Here is a 21482-nt window from a genome sequence, read left to right as displayed (position 1 = left end):
TGACGAAGCGGATGGACGGGCTGTCCCATCCGGTCACCGGATCGAAAGGAACACCGCTCGGCCCCGGACTTTCTCTATTCCCTTCGCGCTGGCATGAGGTTCAGGCGGTGACGCCCTCGCCCGCGATGATCAGCGCGACGCCGATCGGGTGGCGGGCCCGCTCCGGCAGCGTCACCTCCAGCGCCTGGCCGGTCCGCTTGAAGGGCAGCGGGCTATGGTCCCCCTGCATCGTCACGCGGCGGACTTGCCCCGGCATGGTCGGATTGTCGCCGCCCAGCAACGTCATCCGCGCGACGCCGTCCGCGGGCCAGCCCAGCACCAGCGCATGGAGATTTCCGTCGCGGGTGACATAACGCACGTCCTTGGCGCCATAGGCCGATTTTGGCCCACCTTCCGAGAAATTGCCCGCATTCGGCTTGGTCGGGCCTTCGCCGTAAATCTTCCACGGACGGCTGCCATAGATCGCCTCGCCATTGCGGCCCATCCACTCGGCGATCTCCTCGACGACCTTCTCTTCCTTGTCGTCGATCGTCCCGTCGCCGCGCATCGGCACCGACAGCATCAGATTGCCGTTCTTCGACACGACGTCACACAGCGTATGGAGAACATTGGCCGCCGATTTATAGCCATCATTCCGGTAGGTATCGATGTCGTAATGCCAGCCGCCGATGCAGGTATCGGTCTGCCACGGGAAGCGCTCGATATAATTCTTGCCGCCGCGCTCCACGTCATCGACGATGCCCATGCGCCGCTGCGCCGGAGTCACCTTGGCGGTCACCACCGCGTCGAGCTTGCCCCCGTTCCACTGCATCGACTGGTTGTAGAACCAGGAGGTGAATTCCAGCCCGTAATTTTCCAGCGGCAGGTCGAAATTGTCGAAATAGACCATGTCGGGCCGGTATTTCTGGACCAGGTCCTTGGCGCGCAGCAACCAGTTGCTGGCGAAGTTCGTGCCCGCCGGAACCCCCTCGTTCCACATCAGGTCAGTGGCGTCGTGCCAGGCATTGGCTTCCTCGACCGTGCGGATGCCGTCGGGCATGGGCATGTGCCGCCCGACATAAAGCTGTTGCGGGTCCAGTCCCTGCCACCATTGGCCACGCCCCTGCGCCGCCGTCAGCTTCCATGCGTCATAGCGTTCGCCCGCGCGGGGGCCGTGGGGTCATAGCCATAAGCGGGCTGGTTCCAGTGCCAGGCATGGGCCGAGTGGTTCGATACCGCAAAGCGAAGTCCCCGCTCGCGCACCGCTTTTTCCCAGGTGCCGACGATATCCTTGCGCGGCCCGACCCGCATCGTGTTCCAGGGATGATATTTCGAATCATAGGCATCGAGATTGTCGTGATGATTGGCCAGCGCCATGAAGTATTTGGCGCCCGCCTTTTTGTAGAGGTCGAGCAACCGGCCAGGGTCCCAGCGGTCGGCCTTCCACCTATTCTGGATCTGCATGAAACCGACATCGGCCGGATGACCATAGGTCTTGAGATGATGATCATAGGCGCGGGTGCCCGGCAGATACATGTTGCGCGCATACCAGTCGCCCGCTTCCGGCACGCATTGCGCGGTCCAGTGCGCCCACATCCCGAACTTGGCGTCGCGGAACCAGTCGGGCACGCTGTATCCGGCGGTCAACGATCCCCAATTCGCCGTGAAGCGCGCCGGAGGCGGAACCTTCAGCGCGCGCCCCGCCCCCATTTGCTGGGGAAGGGTCGCCGCCGACGCGATCGCCGGTCCCATAGCCGCCGCCGCCAGGCTGCCGCCGATCATCTCGCGTCTGTTCGCCGTCATATCCGCCCTTCTCGACCAACAATATTCTGGCGGCCACATGCGTCCGACGCGGCCCCCTCCCCTTGCATCGATCTCGCCAGCGTCACGCCATGGGCGCGCCGATCTCGTTCTCAACCGTGCAGTTTCGTATTCGGTATGCGAAGCTAGGCGAGGCTTGGGGCAATTGGCAAGACGGATCAGCTGCGGCGGATCAGCGCCCGCGACAAGCGACGATCTTCGAGCGAATAGTACAGCCAGATGCCATCCGGTGCGACCACCACCGAGGCAGCAAAGGCGATGTCGGTCGCCCCACGATCATCAGCGGGGGGCGGCAGGATCAGCGGTTCGATCCCGCGCGCAACGACGCAGGTGTAATGCTCGTCGAACGCCACCCAGCCGATCCGCCAGCGCGCATCGCGGGTCGCACCATTGTAGAACATGACGGGGCACGTCTTGTCGTCGGTCAGCAGCGGCCCGGTCGACAGATGCCAGTCGTCCCAGCTATCCTCGCGCGGCATGAAGGGCGTAGGCTGCTCGGTCCAGGGGCCTGCGACATCCGCACCGATCGCCAGCCCGATGCGCGAGGCATTATCGGCGGCATATTCATAGAATAGCCGCCAGCGCCCATCCGCCGTCCGGTCGACGGTCGCCTCCTTGGTATTGCCCTCCGACTTGGAAGACGCCAGCGCGACACCGCTTTTCACCAGCCGATCGAGCGAGGGGCCGGTCGCATAGGACAGTTCGCCATGCGCGTGATCGGCGAGCACCCCCGAATAATAGACGATGTAGCCCTGTTCGGACCGGACCACGGTCGGGTCCTCGACCCCGCCCGCGTCATGATCGCCGGGCCCCGGCATGATGGACGGGCGATCCAGCATGGTGAAATGCCGCCCGTCCTCGCTCCACCCCGACCAGATGACGCCGGTGTCGGTCAGCGCCTCGCCGGGCCGCACCACCGCGCGGACCATCATGCCCCAGCGGCCATCGGCCTCGCGCCAGACATACGGGCTCATCAGGTCGCGAGCCATCAGCGCGGGCGGCCCGTCGAGCGTGACCTGCTCGATACGCTTGACGTTGAAGTCCAGGTCGAGCGGCGCATCGGCGACCTGATCCTTGCGATGCGGATCGGCGACCGGGCCGTTGGCGTCGGGCGTCATCATGCGCCCAGCGCCTGCATCAGCGACAGACCGCCATCGATGACGATCCGCGCGCCGGTGATATAGCGCGCCTTGTCGGAGGCCAGGAAGACGGCGAGATCCGCCACCTCCGAGGCGTTTCCGGCCCGGCCCATCGGGATATTCTGTTCGAGCGTGCGGCGATAGACCGGATCGGCCTGCGCCTTGGCGTTCATCGGGGTCAGGATCATGCCCGGCTCGATCGCGTTCACGCGGATGCCACGCGGGGCTTCCTCGATCGCCAGCGTCTCGACCAGGTTGGACAGCCCACCCTTGGCGGCGCAATAATCGGCACCCCCCGCGCGCACCGCATAGGCGTGGATCGAGGAGATATGCAGGATCGCCGCGTCGCCCTTGGCCTCACCCCGCCCGGTCAGAAAGCGGCGAGAGGTCAGGAAGGCGCCGGTCAGGTCGGTGTCGATCAGCCGCTGCCACTGGGCCAGCATCATGTCGCGGACCGTCACGCCCGACATGTTGAGTCCGGCGGAATTGACCAACACATCCGCCGCGCCCCATTGCGCCTCGACAGCGGCGAAGGCCTTCTCCACCGAGTCTTCGTTATTCACCTCCGCCTGGACAGCGATCGCTTCGCCGCCTGCCTTGCGAACCGCCTGCGCCGTCACGTCGGCGGCGGCCTGATCGCTGTGGAACAGCACCGCGACCCTTGCGCCCGTCGCGCCGAACGCCTCGGCACAGGCCGCGCCGATTCCCGACTCTGCCCCCGTCACGATCACCGTCTGCGATACCACCGGCATACTCCCGTTATGGATGAATGCCGGTAACGGTTCTTAACCTGGATCGTTGCTGGGCAAGAACGACATTACCGATTCGTCATTCTTCGTGCCCGTCGCGTCCATGATGGCCGCTCATCTCCGCGCCCGCATCATGGGCGAAGCGGCGGTTCCAGACGATCGCCGATGTGGAGATCGCGGCCACCACCACGAACGCCGCCGAGAAGCTGCCCAGCGTCGGTCCGCCCTTCCCTTCGACCAGCGTCCCCAGCTCCAGCACGGTCGCGGCGGTGCAGATGCCCAGCGACAGGGTCAGTTGCTGGAACGTCGCATAGAAGCTGGTCGCCGCGCTCATCCGGTCCTTGTCGACATCCGCATAGGCAATGGCGTTGTACCCGGTGAACTGGAAGGAGGTGAAGAAGCCCGACAGCGCCAGGACGAAAGTGATCGCCGCGATCGGCCAGTCGGGCCGGAACAGTGCGCAGGTGGCATAGCCCGCGCTGCTGACCAGTCCCGACACGATCAGGCTGCGGCGAAAGCCCCATCGACGCAGGACGCGGGGGGCGAGCGCCTTCATCGCCAGCGCGCCGATCGCGCCCGCCATGGTGATGGTGCCCGTCTTGGCCGCGCTCAGGCCAAAGCCGAGCTGGAACATCAGCGGCAACAGAAAGGGCTGCGCCCCTTGCGTAATACGGGTCAGCGAACCCCCGATCACCGACAGGCGGAAGGTGGGCACGCGCATCAGCGTCGGGTCCAGGATCGGGTCGTCGGTGTGCCGGGCGTGACGGATATAGATCCACCCGAAAGCCGCCCCGATGACGAGCAGCCCCAGCGCGACCCAGCCCGTGCCCGGTCGACTCGCCAGTTCGAAACCGAACAACAGGCAGCCGAGCGAAATGCCCGACATGACGAAGCCCGACACATCGAACCGCGTCCGCGCATCGCCGCGCACCTCGGGCACCAGCATCCAGGCACCGATCATCCCGATGATGCCGATCGGAATGTTGAGATAGAAGATCCAGCGCCAGTCGAGCCAGGTGACGATGAAACCACCCAGCGGCGGCCCCAATATCGGTCCGATCAAGGCGGGCATGACCAGCCAGGACAATGCCTGGACCATATCCTCCTTCGCGACGCTGCGCAGCAGCACCAGCCGCCCGACCGGCACCATCATCGCGCCGCCAATCCCCTGGAGGAACCGTGCGGCGACCAGCGTCGGCAGCGATCCCGACTGCGCGCACAGGATCGACCCGATCAGGAACACCCCGATCGCCGAGCAGAAGACGGTGCGCGACCCGAATTTGTCGGCCAGCGTCCCGCTCGCCGGGATGAACAGGGCGAGCGCGAGCAGATAGCTGGTCAAGGCGAGGCTGAGGCTGGCCGCGGGCGTCGCCAGGTCGCGCGCCATCGTCGGCAGCGCGACGGTCAGCACTGTGCCGTCCAGTTGCTGCATGAACAGTGCGGAGGCGACGACGAGCGCGATGACACGGTAGCCGCGCGTCTGCGCCGGCTCCGACTTGGGCGCGCCGCTGGTCACCGCCTCGACTCCGGGGGCCAGGCCGTCATTCACGTCCGCACTCATCGAGGCCAAATTACGCCGTCTCCACCGCATCTCGTTCCATTCGTCTGCCGCGTGCCCCCTAGAACGCGATTTGCGCCCGACCGATCAAGGTCTGGCCATGATCTTTCGTCCAAAGGCCCGCGACGGGGTTCGCCACCGACCAGTCGATAGCGTTCAATTGCAGGCGAACGAAATTGTTCAGATACCAGTTCACGCCCAGCGTCAGCGCGGTCCCGCGCCCCGCCGTCGGATTGTCGCTATAATCCAGTTCCTCATAGCGTGTGGCCAGCTCGACCGCACCGCTGCCGCCCGAGGTGAAGGGGCGCAGTACGCGCGGACGGCTCCACACCCCGCCGCGCGTCAGATAGGGCGGAGTCTCGCCGGTCAGGAACCAGCCGCCCTGCACCGCCCAGGCGACCTGGTCGGTCGAGACCCCGGCGACATTGCGAAGCGTCCGCGTGCCATATTCGCCATAGGCCCAGAGCGACTTGTGGAACGCGCCGAACTCGAATCCATAGCCGTCGCCCGACCTGGCATTGGGGAAGCTGCCCGCCGAAATGCGCAGATTGTCGTTGTAGAAACCCCCGACCGCGATGGCGCGGGTCGGGCGGGTCACGTCGGTCGCGAGGTCCTCGTGAAAACCCCAGACGCCGAGATGCAGCAGCCAGTCCGCGGTCTTCACCGGATTCCAATGCGCCCGCGCGGCGATGGTCAGGCCGTCGCCGGCGGTGCCCGGATTGTTGATGTCGTCGCCCGACACCTGCACGCCGACATGCCAGCGACCGCCATAGATGCGCGCCGCCGCGCCCAGCCCGAAAAAGCCGCGCACCGGGATGATGCCCTGCGCGACGAAATTGCGTTCGAGAAAGGGGACCGAGATGGTGCCGCTCGACCCGTCCAGCGCGCGATCGTTCAGCCGGTTGCCCAGCGCGAACTCGGCCTGCTGGCCCATGAACCTAGTCGTCCAGGCGAGATAGGCCGATTTGATCGCGATGTCGTTGTCGGCGAAATCGCCCTCCAGCAGATAGGAGAGATGCTGCCCGACCGATCCCTCGAACCCCAGCCGGAGCGATCGGGCCTGCGTTGCGGTGATGTTGCGCGCTGCGACGTCACTGCCCATGGTGGTGCCAAGGTCGACCAGGATACGTCCGCGCGGCCGGAACGAGAATTTGCCGTCGGCGCTGGTGAACTCTGGCGTCGCCTTCGACCAGTCGACATGGACGCCGTCCTTCTGCGCCTTCTCGATCCGTGCGAGCCGTGCGTCGAGCGAAGGCGGATGCGCGTCGGAGGGGAGCGCCTGACCCAACGGCAAGGGGATGCGCGGCGGGGCAACGGTCTGGCCCACCACCTGCGGCGGCGGCGCGGGATGGGCCTCGGAGACGAGCGGCTGACCAAGTGGCGCGGGCGTGGCCGCGACCTTCTGCCCCTCGACCGCCGCCAGCCGCGCCTCCAGCCGGGCGATCTGCGCCTGTTGCTGCTCGACCAGCCAGGTCAGCCGGGCGACATCGTCCTGTCCTGTTTCGGCGGCAACGGGCATGGCGGTACACAGGCCCATGGCAAGCATGGCTCCTCGATACATGACGGCATCCTCTCAAGGGGTGGGCGGGCGGATCGTCGCCGCCGCCTCTTCCTGGGTCGCCGCGCCCGACCTTGCAGGACGCGGCGACCGGGGCGGTCCTTAGCGGACCTCGCGCTTGGTCAGTCGCGATCCGATGACCAGCGCCAGCAGGGACAGAAGGGCGGCGGCGGCGCACCAGGCGCCGGGGATCGCCTTGTCGCCGGTCGCACCGATCAGCGCCGTGCTGATCGCCGGGGTGAACCCGCCGAAGATCGCGGTCGCCAGGCTATAGGCGAGGCTGAAGCCGACGGTGCGGACATGCGCCGGGATGACCTCGGTCAGATAGACGATGAAGGCGCCGTTATAGGTGGCGTAGATGGCGGCGAGCAGCAGCTCGACCGTCAGCAGCCGCCCGAAGCTGGGCGCGGCGACCAGCCAGCTCATCAACGGATAGGCCAGCACCAGCCCCAGCAGCGTCGCGGTGATCAGCAGCGGGCGACGCCCGATCCGGTCGGACAGCGCACCCATGACCGGCAGCAGGACGAAATTGGTGACGCCGACGCACGCCGTGACGAACAGCGCCGAACCCGGGGTCAGCGACAGCACTTTGTTGCCGAAGGTCGGGGTATAGGCGGTGATCATGTAGAAGAACACGGTCGTCATCACCGCCATCAGCGCACCCTGAAGCACCACGCCCCAATTGCCGCCGATGGTCCGCATGATCTGCGAGAGTTGCGGATGCTCCTTGCGCTTCAGAAAGACCTCCGTCTCCTCCATGTGGCGACGGATGACGAACAGGAACGGGATCATCACGCAGCCGATGATGAACGGGATGCGCCAGCCCCAGGCCTGCATCGTCTCCGCGTCCAGGCTGGTCGACACGAGCAGGCCGATCAGCGCGGCGAAGACCACCGCCGCCTGCTGGCTGGCCGACTGCCAGGAGCAGAAGAAGCCCTTCTTGTCGGGCGGCGCGATCTCGTTGAGATAGACCGACACGCCGCCGACCTCGACACCCGCCGACAGGCCCTGCACCAGCCGCCCGACCAGGATGATGATGGGGGCCGCGACGCCGATCTGCGCATAGGTGGGCGTGACCGCGATGGCGAGCGTGCCCAGCGCCATCAGGCCCAGCGTCAGCAGCAGGCCCTGCCGCCGCCCATGCTTGTCGATATAGGCGCCCAGCACCAGCGCGCCGACCGGCCGCATCAGGAACCCGGCGCCAAAGGTCATCAGCGTCAGCATCAGCGAGGCGAAGTCGCTGCCGGTCGGGAAGAACGCCTTGGAGATATAGGTGGCGTAATAGCCGAACACCATGAAGTCGAACATCTCCAGGAAGTTGCCGCTGGCAACGATAAAGATCGACTTAAAGGCGGACTTGCGGCGTTCGGCGGAAATGGGTGCCGCCGCCGGGGTGGCGGTGGCAAAAGATGCGGTTGCCTGGGTCATGGCTTGGCCTTTTGCGAAGCGGGTTCCAATCCGCTGTCGCGGATGATCGGATAGGCTTTGGGGGAGGCGAGATAGGCGATCAGCGCCCGCGCCTCGGCCTGATGCGGAGAATAGGCGACGACACCCGCCGAAAAGGGCGTGACCTTTTGCAGCGCGTCGGGGAGCAGGCCGATGATGTGGATGCCCTGAACCGGCTTCAACTCGCTCAACTGCTGGAAGCCGATCTCGGCATCGCCTTTGGCGACGATCTGGCCCACGGGCGTGGCGGGGATCATCCGGCCCTTCGGGCGGACCTGATCGGCGATGCCCAGCCTGTCGAGCATCACCGTCTGGATATACACGCCCGAGGCGCTGTCCGACCAGGCGACCGATTTGGCGTGGATCAGCGTGTCGCGCACGGCATCGGGCGTGCTGATGTCCAGCGTCGGCGCGCCCGCCTTCACCGCGACCGCGATCTTGGACAGGCCCAGATCGGTGACGGTGCCCGACGTGACGGTGCCCGCCTGCGCCAGCTTGTCGAGTCCGTTGCGCGCCAAGATCACCACATCGGCATCTTCGTGCCGGGCGAGGCGGTTCGGAATGGCTTGCGGGGTGTCGCCCATCGAGGGGCCGTGTTCGGTGACGATATGAACGCCGGTGTCGCGTTCATATTGCTTGGCCAGCGCCTCGAACGCGGCGGTGAAGCCGCCCGAGGTAACGACATGAAGCTCGCGGACCGCAACCGGCTTGGTATCGCGGGCAAAGGCCGGGCCGGCGAGCGATGCCAGCCCCAATAGCAGGACGGCACGCAAAGCGCCGCGCCGCGGGGATCGCCGCGGTCGCCGGGTTTTCGGCTCAAATGGTTCAACTTTCATCGGAAACCTCTCTTCCGCCCCGCTTCCGGCGGGTTCTCTTTCGGGCGGAGGCTTGAGCCGCCACGCCTTACGCGCCAATAAGCACTACGGGCGGCCAATCGATCAAATGCAATGATCGGTCCGCTTTATGCGCGATACGCATAACTGGAGAACCAAGCTGCGCCTGTTCCGTCACCTGTATGTTCAGATGCTGCTCGGCATCGCCGCAGGGACCGCGATCGGCTATCTGGTACCTGGCTTCGGCCGCGATCTGGGCGCGCTGGGCATCGCATTCGTCAAGGCGATGCGGATGATGGTGCCACCCGTCCTGTTCTGCACCATCGTCGAAGGGATCGTCCGCCATGGCGCCGCGCGCGAGACCGGGGCGACGGTGCTGCGCAGCCTGATCGTCTTTCTAGGCATCACCATCGCGGCGCTCGGCATCGGGCTGGGGGTGACGGTGCTGATGCAGCCGGGACGCGGGCTTCCCCTGCCCACTTATGCCGAAGCAGCGGGTGAAGTGCAGCGGCAACTGGCGGGGCGGCATATCACCGGGCCGGGCGACTTTCTGGTGCGGATGGTCCCCGACACGCTGTTCTCCGCCTTTACGGCGGGGGACGTCCTGCCGGTGCTGTTCGTCGCGGGGCTGGTCGGGTTCGGCCTGCTGCGCATCGGGGAGGCGGGCGCGCCGATCGTCCGCGCCATCGAGGCGCTGACCCGGTTGCAGTTCGCCATCTTCGGCTTCCTGATCCGCGCTGCGCCGGTCGGAGCTTTCGGGGCGATCGCCTATACGGTCGGGACCTATGGCATCGGCTTCATCGGTTCGCTGGGCCTGCTGATCGCGACCTTGGCGCTGGCCTGCGGTCTGCTGATCGCGGTGCTGGTGCTGACCGTCCGCCTGACCACGGGCGTGCGGGCCAGAACGCTGCTAAGTACCTTCCGCGACGAGATACTGATCGTGCTGGGTACTTCCTCAACCGAGGTCGTGCTGCCGCGCCTGATCGAAAAGCTGGAGGGGCTGGGCTGTCCGCGCAGCGTGGTCGGGTTGACCGTGCCGCTGGGCTATTCGCTCAATCTGGCGGGAACGGCGGTCTATTTGATCGTCGCCACGCTGTTCCTGGGCGAGGCGCTGGGCGTCGCGCTCTCGCCCGAGCGGATCATGGTCTATCTGGGCGTCATGCTCATCACGTCCAAGGCGGCGGCGGGGGTGACGGGCAGCGGCTTTTCGGCGCTGCTGCTCACGCTGTCGCTGCTCCCCGACGTGCCGGTCGGGGCCGCCGCGATGCTGATCGCGGTCGACCGTTTCCTGTCGGAAATCCGCGCGCTGACCAGCGGCACCGCCAATGTCGCCGCCTCGCTGCTCGTCACCCGCTGGAGCGGCGGGCGGCTAACCGGTGACCCACGCCGCGACGAGTAGCGCCATCAGCCGCGAGGCGGTGGGCGACAAGGGTGCCGAGGAGCGCCGCAATACGCCAATCGTCCGCGTCACCTCCGCCCCCTTCAGCGGCCGCCAGACCAGATCGCGCGCGTCCGGCCCCTGACAGGCCAGTTGCGGCAGCACCGACGGCCCCAACCCCGCCTGCACCAGCGCCAGCGCCGAGGTGAGCCGCGTCACCTCATAGAACCAGCGAAGCTCCACCCCCGCGCGCGCCAGCCCTGCCTCCAGCGCGGTCCGGTTGCCGCTACCCATATGCACCGTCACCAGCCGCAGGCCGACCAGGTCCTGCCAGCTCGGGTCGGGTATATCCGCCAGGGGATCGTCCTTGCGGCAGACCAGGCCATAGGGATCATCGGTCAACGGCTCGAACACCAGGTCCCCGTCCGACGTGACGGGCAAGGTGATGCCGAACTCCGCCTCGCCGGTCCGCACCGCCTCGGCGCATTCGGTCGCCGACAGGTCGAGCACGCGGACCCGGACATTGCGATATTCCTGCGCGAACTGCTCCAGCACGTCGGGCAGGAAGCGGACCGTGGCACTGGGGATGCTGGCCACCGTCAGCCGCCCCGCCTGTCGCTCGCCCAGCGCCATCATGCCGAGCAGCGATCCGTCCATCTCCTCCAGCAGGCGACGAACCAGCGGTACGACCTCCTGTCCCGCCGGGGTCAGCCGGACGCTGCGCGTGGTCCGCTCCAATAGGGGCGTTCCCACCGTCGCCTCCAGCTTCTGCACCCGGCGGCTGAGCGCGGGCTGCGACAGGTTCAACTGCTCGGCGGCGCGCAGGAAGCTCTTGCCATCGGCGATCGCGACCAGCGCGCGCAGGTCCAGAAGTTCGCAGTTCAGCGGGATCATGCCCGCAACGCTAACACCGCCGAAGCCGCTTGACGACCATCGTGCCGATACCCCGGCTCGACAGCATCACCGCCCTGCCGACGGAACGGCGGTGAGACGCGGGGGTTACCCGGGGATGCCGAGCATTTCCACCGACCATCTGTCCATCGCCTATGACCTGTACGGCCCGGAGGGCGCACCGGTCGTCCTGTTGCTGCACGGGTGGCCCGACGATGCGACGACCTGGGACAAGGTCGCGCCGCGTCTGGCCCAGGCGGGCTTGCGCGTGGTGGTACCGACCTTGCGCGGGTTCGGAGCAACCCGGTTCCACCATGACCATACGCCCCGCACCGGCGACAGCGCGATCCTGGCACTGGATGCGATCGCGCTGATGGATGCGCTGCGCATCGGCCGATTCATGGTCGCGGGGCACGATTGGGGCTCGAATATCGCCGAAGCGCTGGCGGTAGGTTGGCCCGAGCGCGTCCAGCGGCTGGCGATGCTCAGCACGCCGCCACGCCTGGGCGGCATGGCGACGCCGTCCTTCGACCAGGTCCAGCGTCAATGGTATCATTGGTTCATGGCGACCCGACGTGGCGCGCAGGCGGTGCGCGACGATCGGCGCGGCTTTGCGCATATCCATTGGGTCGACTGGTCGCCCCCCGGCTGGTTCGTCGAGGCGACGTTCGCGCGGGTTGCCAGGTCCTTCGACAATCCCGACTGGCCAGCCGTCACCATCCACAGCTACCGCGCGCGCTGGGACGAGGCACAGCCAGATCCGCGTGGGGCCTGGCTGGCCGACCGGGTGAAGGCGACGAAGACGCTCTCGCTGCCTGCCCTGTATCTGCACGGCGAAGTAGACGGGGTGAACCCGCCCTCCACCGCGCGGGAGGTGCCGGGCAAGTTCACCGGGTCGTTCACGATGGTCGAGCTGCCCGGCGTCGGCCATTTTCCACAACGGGAGAATCCCGAAGCGGTGACACGCCATCTTCTGGACCTGTTCGTCGATCGCGAGGACGATGGCGGACATTGGAAGGTCGCCTCGGGCGTCGCCGCTGCCGGGCTGCTGGCAATGGCCATCGGCTTTGCCCAAACGCGCCGCAAAGGACAGGAACCAGAAACCGCGTCTCCCCCTATGCGAGCGGAGAAATGATGTTGCGGCCGCCCCCTGCTCATGCGAGACGGGCCGCAGGGTGTTCGTGAACCAGACACGGGCAGGATGATCGCTGGTCGGGCCGCCAGCGAGTTCCGATCCTGCCGGAGCCACAAGCCATGCCCCGTTCCCGTGCCGCGCACGTTAGCGCGATCCGCCGCTTCCTCGATTCCCAGACCGCTGCCGGGCTGGTGCTGATGGGGGCGGCGCTAGTGGCGCTGATCCTCGCCAATTCGCCGGTCGCGGCCGGATATGACGCGCTGCTTCACCGGCATCTGGGGCCGCTTTCGCTCAGCCATTGGATCAATGATGGACTGATGGCGATCTTCTTCCTGCTGGTCGGGTTGGAGATCAAGCGCGAAGTCTTGGACGGACAGCTTTCCACCTGGTCCCGTCGCATTCTGCCGGGGCTGGCCGCACTGGGCGGCATGGTCGTGCCCGCCATCGTCTATCTCGGCTTCAATCGCGGCGGTACGGCATCCGGCTGGGCGATACCGGCGGCGACCGACATCGCCTTTGCGCTGGCCGTGATCCGGCTCGTGGGCAACCGGGTGCCGGCTTCGCTCCGGGTCTTTCTCGCGGCGCTGGCGATCATCGACGATCTGGGCGCGGTGGCGGTGATCGCAGCCTTTTACTCCACGTCGCTATCGCCCATCGACCTGGGCGGGGCGGCTGCGATGCTGGGCGTGCTGGCGCTGTTCAACCGCTTCGGCGTGCGGCGCCTGACGCCCTATCTGCTGATCGGTATCCTGTTATGGGTGTTCATGGTACGATCGGGCATCCATGCGACGATAGCGGGGGTGCTGCTGGCCTTCACCATTCCCATGGCCCGTACCCCTGCCCGCCCCGATGGCGAGACGGATACCAAGGACAGCCCGCTTCACCGGCTGGAGCATATCCTGCACCGCCCGGTCGGCTTTCTGATCGTCCCGATCTTCGGGCTCGCCAATGCCGGAGTACCGGTGCTGGGTCTGCCCGCCGGAGCATGGGTCTCGCCGGTCACGCTGGGGGTCGGCCTGGGGCTGTTGATCGGCAAAGTGGTGGGGGTCTTCGGCATGACGATGCTGGCGATACGCACCGGGCTGGCCGATGCCCCGGCGCATGCGAGCAGCACGCAGATACTGGGCACCGCCCTGCTCTGCGGCATCGGATTTACCATGAGCATCTTCATCACCCTGCTCGCCTTTCCCAGCGATCCGCTGCTCCAGGCCGAGGCCAAGCTGGGGGTGGTGGCGGGATCTCTGCTGTCCGGCGTACTGGGCTTTCTCGTCCTGCGCCGGGCCGCCCGATAAGCGCTTGCCTGTACCCGGTCGGAACGTCATCCTGCCACCCGACGAATGCACGGGGGACGGCGATGCGGTGGATGGCGACGGCGGGATTGATGGCGTTGGCGATGCCCGCGTTCGCGCAACAGGCGACACCGCCGATCGCGGCCAAGAAGCCCTATCAGGTCCCCTCCCCCAATGGCGCGCGCGAGGACGAATATTACTGGCTGCGCGACGACACCCGCAAAAATCCGGAAATGCTCGCCTATCTGAATGCCGAGAATGCCTATGCCGATGCGCAACTCGCGTCGCTCAAGCCGCTTCAGGCGAACCTCTATGACGAGACGGTCGCGCACATCAAACAGGACGATAGCAGCGTTCCCTATCGCAAGGACGGATACTGGTATTCGTCACGCTTCGCGACGGGCGCCGACTATCCGGTGATCGAACGCCGCAAGGGCAGCCCGACCGCGCCCGCCGTCCTGCTCTTCGACCAGCCCGCCATGGCAAAGGGCCATAACTTCTTCTCGCTGTCCGACTGGGCGGTCAGCCCGGACAATCGGCTGATCGCCTGGGCGGAGGATACGGTCGGGCGGCGGCAATATGTCCTGAAGGTCAAGGACATCGCGACCGGCCGCATCTATGCCGACACGGTCACCAATATCGAGCCCAATATCGTCTGGGCCGCCGACAACCGCACGATCCTCTACATCGCCAAGGACCCCACCACATTGCGCGGATACCGGGTGATGGCGCACGTCCTGGGCACGCCGGGCAGCGATGACCGGATGCTGTACGAGGAGAAGGATGACACGTTCAATATGGGCGTCGGGCGAACGACCGACGACCGCTATATCTGCATCAGCGTGCAGAGCACGGTCAGCGACGAGCAACGCTGCGCCCCCGCCAACGCGCCGAGCACCTTCACCGTCGTCGCCCCGCGCGAGCGCGAGTTCCGCTACAGCGCCGACCATCTCGGCGGCCGCTGGATCATCCGCACCAATCGGGGTGCGAAGAATTATAAGCTGGTGACGCTGGCCGATGGGGATGCGCCGAAGGGCGTCGCCGCCTGGCGCGATCTGGTACCGGCCAGCGACACGGTGTTCATCGAGGATTTCAAGCCGTTCGACGGCTTCGTCGCAATCGACCAGCGAGAGGGCGGCAACCGGATGATCCGCCTGCTGAACGATACGGGCAAGTCCATCCCCGTCAAGGCGGACGAACCCGCCTATCGCATGGGCCTGTCGACCAATGCGGAGCCCGATACGCCCTGGGTCCGCTATACCTATGGCTCGCTGGTCACGCCGACCACGACCTATGAGATCAACGCCCGCACCGGCGAGCGCCGCATGCTGAAGGTGACGCCGGTCCCCGGCTACGACCCGTCGCTCTACGTCACCGAACGCGTCTGGGCACCCGCGCGGGACGGGACGCGTATCCCCGTGTCGATCGTCTATCGCAAGGGCGTGAAGCGCGACGGCACCGCGCCCCTCTTCCAATATGCCTATGGCAGCTATGGCATTTCGACCGACCCGTCGGTCGATGCCGGGCGGATCGGATTGCTCGACCGAGGGGTGGTCTATGCCATCGCGCATATCCGGGGCGGGCAGGAAATGGGCCGTGGCTGGTATGACGACGGGCATCTCCTGAACAAGAGGAACAGCTTCACCGACTTCATCGACGTGACCCGCTATCTGGTCACGCAGAAATATGCCGCGCCCGGCCGGGTCGCGGCGATGGGCGGCAGTGCGGGCGGCCTGCTGATGGGCGGCGTCGCGAACATGGCGCCGCAGGATTACAAGCTCATCATCGCGCAGGTCCCGTTCGTCGATGTCGTCACCACGATGCTCGACGCCTCGATCCCGCTCACGACCTTCGAATATGACGAATGGGGCAATCCGGCGAACAAGCCCTATTACGACTATATGCTCGGCTACTCCCCCTACGACAATGTCGCGGGGAAGGCCTATCCGGCGCTCTATGTCGGCACCGGCCTGTGGGACAGCCAAGTGCAATATTATGAACCCGCCAAATGGGTCGCCCGGTTGCGGGCGAAGAAGACCGACGGCAACCCGCTCCTGTTCCGGGTGAATATGGAGGCGGGCCATGGCGGCAAGTCGGGCCGGTTCGAACGCATCCGTCAGAATGCGGAGTGGCAGGCGTTCATGCTGTCTCAGCTCGGGGTCGCGACGAACTGACCCGCCGCCGCCTTTCGCCGACCCTGCCCCCGCCGGGCGTCAGGTTTTCGTGATGATACGGCTCGGCTGGCTCATCCTGGGATGCCTGTTCGTTGTCCTCGGCGTGATCGGGGCGATCCTGCCGCTGATGCCGACGACGATCTTCCTGATCCTGGCGGCGGGCTGCTTCGCGCGATCCTCGCCCCGGTTGGAGGCGTGGCTGCTCGACCATCCGCGCTTCGGCCCGACCTTGCGCGCGTGGCGCCGGGACGGGGCGATCGGGGTCCGGGGCAAGACGATGGCGTGTGGCGGGATCACGCTTGGCTATGGCCTGTTCCTGCTGACAGCCGTACCGCGATGGCCGCTGGCGCTATTCGTTGCGATCGTGATGGGGGGATGCGCGGCCTTCGTCCTGACCAGGCCGACCGCCCGATCATGATCATACTTGCCCCAACGATATATGGACCATATACGGTCCGTATATGGGTATTGTGAAAATCGACGACCAGCTTCACGAAGAGGTCCGCCGCGCCAGCACGGTCATGTGCCGCTCGATCAACGCGCAGGCCGAATTCTGGATGAAGATGGGCATGTTGGCCGAGGCCAACCCGACGCTGAGCTTCCATGAGATCGTGAAGGCACAGATGGCCACGGCCGACCTGTCCCTGCCCCAGCCGCTGGTCGCCTGACATGGTCAAGACGGCCGAAGAACTGGCGCTGATGCGCGTCTCCGGGCAGTTGCTCGCGCGGGTGTTCGAGATGCTGGACGGGCTGACATTGGCGGGCATGTCGACGCTCGCGATCAACGACCGGGTGGAACATTTCATCACCCATGACCTGGCGGCGCGACCCGCGAGCAAGGGGCAATATGGCTTTGCCTATGTGCTCAACAGCTCGATCAACCAGGTGGTGTGCCACGGCGTACCGAGTGCGGAGGATGTGATCCGCGACGGCGACATCGTCAATCTCGACATCACGCTGGAGAAGAACGGCTTCATCGCGGATTCGAGCAAGACCTATATGGTCGGCGAGGTTGCGCCAGGCGCGAAGCGGCTGGTCCGCGTGACACGCGAGGCGATGTGGAAGGGCATCAAGCAGGTCCGCCCCGGCGCGCGGCTGGGCGATGTGGGCGCCGCGATCGAACGCCATGCCAAAGCGAACGGCTATTCGGTGGTGCGCGACTATTGCGGCCATGGCATCGGGCGCGAGATGCACGAGGAACCCAATGTGCTGCACTTCGGACGACCGGGAACCGGCGCGGTGCTGCGCGAAGGAATGACCTTCACCATCGAGCCGATGATCAACCAGGGCACCCGCAAGGTCTCGACCGCGGATGACGGCTGGACGGTGGTGACCGACGACGGAAAGCTGTCGGCGCAGTTCGAACATACGGTCGCGGTGACGAAGACCGGGGTGGAAGTGCTGACGCTGCGGGCGGACGAGAAGGTCGGCTGACTGACGCTCGTACCCCGGCGGAAGCCGGGGCCCAGTTAAGACACGGCCCGTGGCGCGCACGGCAATGCGGGGAGGCATCAACGACGCGGTCGCTATCGCCTCCCCCGCATCGGCTGGCGCGCCACGCTGTTCGTAGAAGCTGGGCCCCAGCCTTCGCCGGGGAACAGCGAGCTACCCCTCCACCCGCAACCTATACCCCACGCCGAGTTCGTTCGCGATGACGCTCCCTACCGGTTGCGGCGCTTCCAGTTTCTGGCGAAGGTTGCGCACGACGATGCGTAAGTAATCGATACGCGGGTCCTCGTCCCCGCCCCAGGCGGCGTCGATGATCTTGTCATGCGTCACCACCCGGCCGGGATGGCGCGCGAGGACCGCCAGTACGTCATATTCCTTGCGCGTCAGATGCTGTTCCTCGCCGCCGCGCGTGACCATACGCCGGTCGAGGTCGATCGCGAGATCACCGGTCCGCACCACGGTCGGCGCGGTCCCCGCCGCCCGGGCATGGCGCAGTGCGACCCGCAGCCGGGCGAGCAGTTCCTCGCTGTCGAACGGCTTGGTGACGTAGTCGTCCGCCCCCAGATCGAGCGCGGCGACCTTTTCCTCCGTCGCCTCGCGCGCCGACACGACCAGCACCACCCGCTCGGACGCGCGCAGCAGCGGGATCAGGCTCAAGCCGTCCCGATCGGGCAGGCCCAGGTCGAGCAGCACCGCCTGCGGATGCTCGGCCGCGGCAAGCGCCAGCGCCTCACGCCCGTCGCGCGCCTCGACTACGCGGTGCCCCGCCTGCTCTAATGTGTTGCGCAGCAGGCGACGGATCGCGACTTCGTCGTCCACCACCAATATCGTCGCGGGCATCAGGCCATTCCCTCCGGCGCGCCTTCGCGCACGATCAGATCGCGGGGAAACACCAGCGCGAACGCCGCGCCGGTGCGATCTTCGTGATTGCCCGCCTCTACGGTCAAACCCATGGCTTCGGCAAAGGCCTTGACGATGGCGAGGCCTAGGCCCGTGCCCCCGGCCACCCGGTCGGAACCCTCCAGCCGCCGGAACGTCTCGAACACTTCCGCCTCGCGCCCCGGCGGCAGGCCGGGGCCATGGTCGAGCACGGACAGTCGCAACGTTCCGTGACGATGCCGCCCCTCGATCACGATCTCGGTCCCCGGATCGCCATAGCGTCCGGCATTGTCGAGCAGGTTGAGCAGGCAATGATGCAGCAGTTGCGGATCGGCGCGCACCAGCGGCAGGTCGGGCGGCACGTCGAGCCGCACCGCATGGCCCTCCAGCGCGCGGCGGGCGTCATGCGCCGCGCCCGTCACCGCATCGCTCAGGTCGATCGCCTCGATCTTCAGCTTGAGCGCCCCCGCCTCGACACGCGCCATGTCGAGCAGATTGGCGACGAAGCGGTTGAGCCGCGCCGCCTCCCCCTCGATGGTCGAAACCAGGTCGGGCGTCGCGCCCTGCCGCAGTTGCGCGGCGGCGGCCATCACCGCCGTCAGCGGCGTGCGCAGGTCGTGGCTGACCGAGGACAGCAGCGCCGCCCGAAGCCGGTCACGGGTGCGCACCGCATCGACGTCGCGCACCTCCGCCTCCAACCGCAGCCGTTCGAGGATCAACGCGGCCTGGTCGATCAAGCCCGTCAGCAGCGGCAGGCGGTCGGCCCGCACCGGTTCGCCGCCCGCCTCGCGCGCCAGCCCCAGCACGGCGAGCGTCCGGTTGCCCGCCTTGAGCGGCTGGAACAGCCATTCGGACGCGGCCAGCGTCGCCGAACCCTTGCCTGCGGGCGTGCCGGTGTCGAAGGCCCAGTGCGCGGCGGCCATCTCCATCGTCTCCAGCCGATAGTCGGACTTGGTCGCGGCCTGCACCGCCAGACCGGCGGGCGACGGGGTTAGCAACACGGCCTGCACCTCGAACAACAGGGCGATGTCCTCGCAGATCACACGCGCCGCCCCGGCCGGGTCGGCAAGGCTGCTGAGCCGATGGAGGAAGCCCGCCAGCGTCGCATTGTCGCGCGCGCTGCTCGCCGCGAGATCGGCCTGCGCCCGTACGCGCGAGGTCAACTGGCTGGTCGCGATGGCCACGCCCAGCAAGACGAAGATCGAGATGACGTTCTCGGGATTGCTGACGCTCAGCGTGCCGACCGGCGGTAAGAAGAAGAAATTATAGGCCAAGCTCGACGCCAGCCCAGCGAACAACCCGGTACGCAGACCATACAGGCTCGCCGCCGCCATGACCGGCAGCAGATAGAGCAGCGCGACATTGCCCAAGTTGAGGATATGGAACAGCGCGCTCGCCAAGCCCGTCACCAAGGCCACGCCGAGCAGCGTCAGGCCATAGCCGGTGGGCGAACCCCATTGCCCGCGCCACTTGATGCGCTCCCGCTCGACCGGCGCCTCGCCGACCGGCAGGACATGGACGGTGACGCCCGGCGTCTCGCGGACCAGTCGGTCGACGACAGAGCCGTGGCGCAACTCGAACCAGCGCGAACGCTTAGCCTTGCCGACGACCAGCTGGGTGGCGCGGGCATCGGTCAGGAAGGTGCGGATGCCCTCGACCACGCTCGGCGCGGGGACCGTCGCGACCACCGCACCGAGTTGCGTTGCCAGCGTCATGGTGGCGGCCAATCGCCGATGCTGCGCCTCGCCTAGGGTGGCGGTGCGCGGCGTGTCGATGAACAGTGCGGTCCACGGCGCACGCAGCGCGTCGGCGGTGCGCTTGGCGGCCCGGACCAGTTCGTCGGCACCGGGCAGTTCGCTGACCGCGACGACCAGCCGCTCGCCCGCCGCCCATTGCCCGCCGACGCCCAGGCTGCGGACATGGTCGAGCATCTGCGCATCGACCGCCTGCGCCGCCCGCCGGAGCGCCAGTTCGCGCAACGCCGACAGGTTGGACTTGGAGAAGAAATGCGACAGCGCCCGCGTCGCTTCCTGCGGCAAATAGACCTTGCCCGCCTTCAACCGCTCGATCAGTTCGTCCGGCGGGATGTCGACCACCTCGATCTCGGCGGCCTCCAAGATGCGGTCTGGCACCGTCTCGCGCACGCGGACACGGGTGAAGCTGGCGACGACGTCGTTCAGGCTCTCGACGTGCTGGATATTGACCGTCGAATAGACGTCGATTCCCGCCGCCAGTAGCTCCTCGACATCCTGATAACGTTTGGGATGGCGGCTGCCCGGCGCATTGGTGTGCGCTAGTTCGTCGACCAGCGCGAGGCGGGGCGCGCGGGCGAGGACGGCGTCGATGTCCATCTCGTGCAGCGTCCGCCCCTCATAGGGTACGGCGCGGCGGGGCATGACCTCCTGGCCGCGTACCAGCGCCTCGGTCTCGACCCGGCCGTGCGTTTCCACGACCGCGACGACGACATCGACGCCGTCGCGGCGCCGCGCGGCCCCTTCGGACAGCATCTCGAACGTCTTGCCGACGCCGGGGGCTGCCCCCAGGAAGATTTTCAGGCGGCCGCGCCCTTCGCGCTCGGCGGCGCGTAACAGGGCATCGGGGTCGGGGCGCGGCTCGCCTGCCGTCATCGCTTGGTCAGGGCGTCCAGCGCGCGGTTGAGGGCGAGGACATTGACGTGTGGGTCACCCAGCACCGAGTCCTGGGTATGCGCGACGACCAACGCGCGAACCTGCTCGACACCCATACCCCGAACGCGGGAGATGTGGGCGGCCTGCGCCATTGCGGCTCCGGGCGACAGATCGGGGTCGAGCCCGGATCCGCTGGTGGTGACAAGGTCGGCCGGAACCGATCCCATCACGCCCTCGGCGCGACGCTTGGCGACATCGGCCTTCACCCGGTCGGCCAGTGCTTGCGACGTCGGCCCCAGGTTCGAGCCCGACGAGGCGAGCCCGTCATAACCCTTGCCCGCCGCCGAGGGACGCGTCTGGAAATAGCGGTCGCTGACGAACGCCTGGCCGACGACCTCCGAGCCGATCACCCGGCCACCGACGTCGACCAGGCTGCCATTCGCCTGATGCGGGAAGACGGCCTGCCCGATCCCGGTCATCGCCAGCGGATAGGCGATGCCGAGAAGCGCGGCGAACAGGATCGTCATCACGATCGCGGGCCGCAAGGCGGAAGTGAAATCCTTACCCATGATGGTAA

19 protein-coding genes are annotated in these 21482 nt (G+C 66.8%); 7 read left to right on the top strand and 12 right to left on the bottom strand.

What is annotated here, in order from left to right:
• Positions 1–100 precede the first annotated feature (100 nt).
• The 8 genes from ACWPWT_RS13225 to ACWPWT_RS13190 all read right to left on the bottom strand — a co-directional run bounded on the left by ACWPWT_RS13225 (position 101) and on the right by ACWPWT_RS13190 (position 9023).
• Positions 101–1045: an alpha-L-fucosidase gene (locus tag ACWPWT_RS13225; protein WP_454280059.1), complete on the bottom strand. Its 945-nt coding sequence runs from the start codon at positions 1043–1045 to the stop codon at positions 101–103.
• Between the two features lie 68 nt (positions 1046–1113).
• Positions 1114–1782 (bottom strand): alpha-L-fucosidase, encoded by a 669-nt coding sequence (locus tag ACWPWT_RS13220; protein WP_454280058.1) that lies wholly within the window; start codon positions 1780–1782, stop codon positions 1114–1116.
• 176 nt (positions 1783–1958) lie between these two features.
• Positions 1959–2921, bottom strand: coding sequence for a glycosidase (locus ACWPWT_RS13215; protein ID WP_454280057.1), 963 nt, complete (start codon positions 2919–2921; stop codon positions 1959–1961).
• The gene (locus ACWPWT_RS13210) at positions 2918–3691 is read right to left on the bottom strand and encodes an SDR family oxidoreductase (RefSeq protein WP_454280056.1); all 774 of its coding nucleotides are present in this window, start codon (positions 3689–3691) and stop codon (positions 2918–2920) included. The genes ACWPWT_RS13215 and ACWPWT_RS13210 overlap by 4 nt, the downstream gene beginning before the upstream one ends.
• A 76-nt stretch (positions 3692–3767) precedes the next feature.
• Positions 3768–5279, bottom strand: a complete 1512-nt coding sequence (locus ACWPWT_RS13205; protein WP_454280055.1) for an MFS transporter — start codon at positions 5277–5279, stop codon at positions 3768–3770.
• Between the two features lie 28 nt (positions 5280–5307).
• Positions 5308–6792: a porin gene (locus tag ACWPWT_RS13200; RefSeq protein ID WP_454280054.1), complete on the bottom strand. Its 1485-nt coding sequence runs from the start codon at positions 6790–6792 to the stop codon at positions 5308–5310.
• A gap of 114 nt (positions 6793–6906) precedes the next feature.
• Positions 6907–8232, bottom strand: a complete 1326-nt coding sequence (gene tcuC, locus ACWPWT_RS13195) for a tricarballylate/proton symporter TcuC (RefSeq protein ID WP_454280053.1) — start codon at positions 8230–8232, stop codon at positions 6907–6909.
• On the bottom strand, positions 8229–9023 hold the full coding sequence (locus tag ACWPWT_RS13190) for a substrate-binding domain-containing protein (RefSeq protein ID WP_454280052.1): 795 nt from the start codon (positions 9021–9023) through the stop codon (positions 8229–8231). The genes tcuC and ACWPWT_RS13190 overlap by 4 nt, the downstream gene beginning before the upstream one ends.
• Before the next feature lie 190 nt (positions 9024–9213).
• On the opposite strand from ACWPWT_RS13190, the gene ACWPWT_RS13185 reads away from it, so the two are divergent.
• A complete protein-coding gene (locus ACWPWT_RS13185) occupies positions 9214–10482 on the top strand; it encodes a cation:dicarboxylate symporter family transporter (RefSeq protein ID WP_454280050.1) in 1269 nt (422 codons plus the stop codon).
• Here the strand turns inward: ACWPWT_RS13185 and ACWPWT_RS13180 are convergent.
• Positions 10453–11355 carry a LysR family transcriptional regulator gene (locus tag ACWPWT_RS13180; protein WP_261270109.1) on the bottom strand — a complete coding sequence of 301 codons (903 nt, stop codon included), beginning with the start codon at positions 11353–11355 and terminating at the stop codon, positions 10453–10455. The genes ACWPWT_RS13185 and ACWPWT_RS13180 overlap by 30 nt on opposite strands.
• A gap of 115 nt (positions 11356–11470) precedes the next feature.
• Between ACWPWT_RS13180 and ACWPWT_RS13175 the strand changes: the two genes are divergently transcribed.
• The 6 genes from ACWPWT_RS13175 (at position 11471) to map (ending at position 17384) form a co-directional block, all read left to right on the top strand.
• The gene (locus ACWPWT_RS13175) at positions 11471–12487 is read left to right on the top strand and encodes an alpha/beta fold hydrolase (protein WP_454280048.1); all 1017 of its coding nucleotides are present in this window, start codon (positions 11471–11473) and stop codon (positions 12485–12487) included.
• Positions 12488–12606: 119 nt separating this feature from the next.
• Positions 12607–13779, top strand: coding sequence for a Na+/H+ antiporter NhaA (gene nhaA, locus ACWPWT_RS13170; protein ID WP_454280047.1), 1173 nt, complete (start codon positions 12607–12609; stop codon positions 13777–13779).
• Positions 13780–13841: 62 nt separating this feature from the next.
• Positions 13842–15950, top strand: a complete 2109-nt coding sequence (locus tag ACWPWT_RS13165) for a S9 family peptidase (protein WP_454280046.1) — start codon at positions 13842–13844, stop codon at positions 15948–15950.
• A 52-nt stretch (positions 15951–16002) separates the two neighbouring features.
• Complete coding sequence (locus ACWPWT_RS13160) at positions 16003–16368, top strand: YbaN family protein (RefSeq protein ID WP_454280970.1); 366 nt, start codon at positions 16003–16005, stop codon at positions 16366–16368.
• Between the two features lie 43 nt (positions 16369–16411).
• Entirely contained in the window at positions 16412–16618 is a 207-nt protein-coding gene (locus ACWPWT_RS13155) for a ParD-like family protein (RefSeq protein WP_454280045.1), read from the top strand.
• Position 16619: 1 nt separating this feature from the next.
• Positions 16620–17384, top strand: a complete 765-nt coding sequence (map, locus tag ACWPWT_RS13150; protein WP_454280044.1) for a type I methionyl aminopeptidase — start codon at positions 16620–16622, stop codon at positions 17382–17384.
• 171 nt (positions 17385–17555) lie between these two features.
• Here map and ACWPWT_RS13145 read toward each other — a convergent pair whose 3' ends face one another.
• The 3 genes from ACWPWT_RS13145 to kdpC are packed head-to-tail and all read right to left on the bottom strand — an operon-like array spanning position 17556 to position 21474.
• Positions 17556–18239: a response regulator transcription factor gene (locus ACWPWT_RS13145; RefSeq protein WP_454280043.1), complete on the bottom strand. Its 684-nt coding sequence runs from the start codon at positions 18237–18239 to the stop codon at positions 17556–17558.
• The gene (locus tag ACWPWT_RS13140) at positions 18239–20905 is read right to left on the bottom strand and encodes a DUF4118 domain-containing protein (protein ID WP_454280042.1); all 2667 of its coding nucleotides are present in this window, start codon (positions 20903–20905) and stop codon (positions 18239–18241) included. Before ACWPWT_RS13140 ends, ACWPWT_RS13145 begins: the two co-directional genes overlap by 1 nt.
• A complete protein-coding gene (gene kdpC, locus ACWPWT_RS13135) occupies positions 20902–21474 on the bottom strand; it encodes a potassium-transporting ATPase subunit KdpC (protein WP_454280041.1) in 573 nt (190 codons plus the stop codon). The genes ACWPWT_RS13140 and kdpC overlap by 4 nt, the downstream gene beginning before the upstream one ends.
• Positions 21475–21482: the final 8 nt, after the last annotated feature.

The sequence above is a fragment of the Sphingomonas sp. Marseille-Q8236 genome, assembly GCF_965112005.1.
The sequence above is the reverse complement of the archived record's forward strand: the minus strand, read 5'-3'. Positions and strand labels throughout refer to the sequence as shown.